This window comes from Thiohalophilus sp. (genome assembly GCF_046483665.1).
Taxonomy (GTDB): domain Bacteria; phylum Pseudomonadota; class Gammaproteobacteria; order UBA6429; family Thiohalophilaceae; genus Thiohalophilus.
In genome coordinates this window covers 1-3,366 of record NZ_JAWOCR010000051.1, presented here as the reverse complement: position 1 = coordinate 3,366, position 3,366 = coordinate 1, and the positions used below count along the sequence as shown (strand labels likewise).

Genomic DNA, 3,366 nt, shown 5'->3' with positions numbered 1-3,366 from the left:
GCACCAGATCTCCATGGGCGACATGCCCGGGTCGTCGTTGGGCACGGCACGCAGCTCGAAACGCCCGCCACGCCCGCTGTCGTTGACCAGCTCCGGCAGGGCATTGGAGAGGCCGCCGGCACCCACATCGTGAATGCTGACGATGGGGTTGGCTTCGCCCAGCTGCCAGCAGCGGTCGATCACCTCCTGGGCCCGGCGTTCCATCTCCGGGTTGCCGCGCTGCACCGAGGCAAAATCGAGATCCTCCAGGCTTTCCCCGGTCGCCATCGAGGAGGCGGCTCCGCCCCCCAGCCCGATCAGCATGGCCGGGCCGCCGAGTACCACGATCTGCGCCCCGGGCGGTATGTCATTCTTGGCAACGTGATCGTCGCGGATATTCCCCAGCCCGCCGGCCAGCATGATCGGTTTGTGATAACCGCGCACTTCCTCGCCCCGCGGCCCCGGCACTCGCTCCTCATAGGTCCGAAAATAGCCGCACAGGTTGGGCCGGCCAAATTCGTTATTGAAGGCGGCCGCGCCGATGGGCGCCTCGAGCATGATGTCCAGCGCGGAGACGATCCGCCCCGGCTTGCCGTAATCGGTCTCCCACGGCCGGAGGCAGTCGGGCAGGCGCAGGTTGGAGACCGAATAACCGCACAGTCCGGCCTTGGGCTTGGACCCCCGGCCGGTCGCCCCCTCATCGCGGATCTCGCCGCCAACGCCGGTGGCCGAACCAGGAAACGGCGCGATGGCGGTGGGATGATTATGGGTTTCGACCTTCATCAGGATGTGGATGTCCTGGGCATGATAGGCGTACTCGCGGGTACCGGACGCGGGATAAAACCGGCCGCCGGTATGCCCCGCGATCACCGCCGAGTTGTCGCTGTAGGCGGAGAGAACCCCGTCGCCATGCTGCTGATAGGTATTGCGAATCATCCCGAACAGCGACTTGTCGCGAGGCTGGCCGTCGATGATCCAGTCGGCGTTGAAAATCTTATGCCGGCAATGTTCCGAGTTGGCCTGGGCGAACATCATCAGCTCCACGTCGCTGGGATTGCGCCCCAGCGACTGGAAATTCTCCACCAGGTAATCGATCTCGTCCCCGGCCAGCGCCAGTCCCAGATCGGCGTTGGCCCGCTGCAGGGCCTCGCGCCCGCCTCCAAGGACATCGACCTCGGTCAGCGGCGCGGGTTCGGGATGACTGAACAGTCGTTGTGCCTCATCGACTTCGCGGAACACCGCCTCGGTCATCCGATCGTGCAACACCGAGCCCAGGCGTCGGGCCTGCTCCGCACTCAGGTCATGATCGTCGCTGAACGTCAGGGTATAGAGAATGCCGCGCTCGATCCGCTGCACCGAGTCCAGCCCGCAGTTGTGCGCGATATCCGTGGCCTTGCTCGACCACGGCGAGATGGTGCCGGGCCGGGGGACAACCAGAAAGTCATGCCCCTGCAGTGCCTGAGCAGGCGGACTGGTATAGGCCAGCAGGCTCTCAAGACGCCGATGCTGTTCGGCACCCAGCTGCGGCTCGCTCTCGACAAAGTGCAAAAACACCGCCTGCAGATCCGCTACCTCGGGCACTTCGGCCCGCAGGGCGGCCAGGTATTTTTGCAGACGAAAGGACGACAGGGCCGAGCCACCTCGGAGTTGCAACATGCGCGGAATCCCGGAATTGATTGGCGTTGACGGTGAGCGCCAATAATACACGATCTGTCGACCGGGGAGCGAGCGACGCACAAGACAGTTCGTGCGTGATACGGATATACAGATGCAAGATTGTCTGGAGAATCCGAGCCCCGAAAGAGTACCGATACTGACCTCTATGAGGGTATACTGGCGGTTTTGACATAACAGCGGGGTCACTCACAGCATGAGTCAGCAGCCTCTAAAGGTTTTGCGCATTTTCCAGGGTATGGATGTCGGAGAACGTCACCACCTGCTGCGTACTCGGGCTCGCGGTATTGAGGTTAGCATGGTCTGCAACCCAGAAGCCCCATTTCAGGAAGAACTGCAGGCTGCCGGGATTGTGATTCATCACCTGCGTATGCATAAACGTCATGATCCCGACGCTGTCAGACAGATCCGGCAGTGGGTACTTGCCGAACAACCGGAGATCGTGCATGCCTATACTAAAACCGCCCTATCCAATACGATCCGGGCAATACAGGACTTGCCGCCGAAACTGGTTGCCTATCGCGGGATCGTGGGCAATCTGCACTGGCTGAATCCTTCTGCTCGCAAAAGCTTTTTTCACCCCCGTGTGGATCGTATTACCTGTGTTTGCGAAGCTATACGTCAGGATCTGCTGCACAATCGTTTTCTTGGCTGGCACCTGCCCGAGGAAAAGGTGGTGACCGTACACAAAGGCCATGAGACTGACTGGTGGCCTCGTGAAAATATCCCCGCCGATTTCAGCGAATTCGGTATCCCCACTGACGCTCCGGTGATTGGTTGCGTCGCACAGATGCGCAAGCGCAAGGGGATACCGGTTTTAATTGAAGCCTTTGAAAAGCTGGCTACCCCGGATGCCCACCTGCTACTAATCGGCAAGGTCAACGACAAGCGCATTGCCAGACGAATCGCTCGCAGTCCGGCGGCCAATCGGATTCACCTGCCAGGCTGGCGCGCCGATGCGGCCGCCCTGATCGGGGCGCTTGATGTTTTCGTGCTGCCCTCCCTGCGACGCGAGGGGCTGCCCCGCGTGGTGATAGAGGCAATGAGCCAGCAAGTACCGGCAGTCGTGACCGACTCGGGCGGCAGCCCTGAACTGATCGAAGACGGTATCAGCGGTCGCATCGTCGCTTCGGGCGACGCCAATGCGCTGTCCAAAGCCATTGACGAATTACTCGGCGATCCAGAGCGACGCAGGCAGATGGGCATTGCCGCCGAAGAGCGCATCCGGACCTGCTTCAACCCGGACATTACCGTGGAAAAAACCCTGGCGGTCTATTCGGACCTTTTGGGGCGGGATGTTACCGGTGGTAATGCATAAATACGCCTCAGAATAACAGGCAGGTATTGAATAGCCGGTCCTGCAACTACTACCATTGCGAGGCGCCGCGTAATTCCTGCATCACCTCGTTGAGATGGCCTTCATTACCGTCGAACAGGCAGACCACGTTGCCGACACTGCAGACGGTAAAACGCTCGCCGCGCACAACCCAGCCGCCGGGCGGCGTCCATCCGCGGATACCGGTAAACATGGAAAGCTGATCGGCATTGCCCTGTACAAGACGTTTATAATCATGGGCAAAATGGGCCAGGCTGGCGAGCTCTTCCTGGCCTCCCATACCATACCCTTCAATCATTTCACCGTCATCACGAAAGTGGGCCACGGCCATGACGCCATCGAGAATCATGATCTGTTTAATCATATTATCTCCTCAG

General features: G+C 60.3%; 3 protein-coding genes. 1 reads left to right on the top strand and 2 read right to left on the bottom strand.

What is annotated here, in order from left to right; translation table 11 throughout:
• A partial coding sequence (purL, locus tag R6U90_RS11020) for a phosphoribosylformylglycinamidine synthase (protein ID WP_410352743.1) occupies positions 1-1,635 on the bottom strand: 1,635 nt, incomplete at its 3' end.
• Positions 1,636-1,849: 214 nt separating this feature from the next.
• Between purL and R6U90_RS11015 the strand changes: the two genes are divergently transcribed.
• Positions 1,850-2,971 carry a glycosyltransferase gene (locus R6U90_RS11015; RefSeq protein ID WP_410352742.1) on the top strand — a complete coding sequence of 374 codons (1,122 nt, stop codon included), beginning with the start codon at positions 1,850-1,852 and terminating at the stop codon, positions 2,969-2,971.
• Between the two features lie 49 nt (positions 2,972-3,020).
• On the opposite strand, the gene R6U90_RS11010 is transcribed toward R6U90_RS11015, so the two are convergent.
• Complete coding sequence (locus R6U90_RS11010; protein WP_410352741.1) at positions 3,021-3,353, bottom strand: DUF2173 family protein; 333 nt, start codon at positions 3,351-3,353, stop codon at positions 3,021-3,023.
• Between the last annotated feature and the right edge of the window lie 13 nt (positions 3,354-3,366).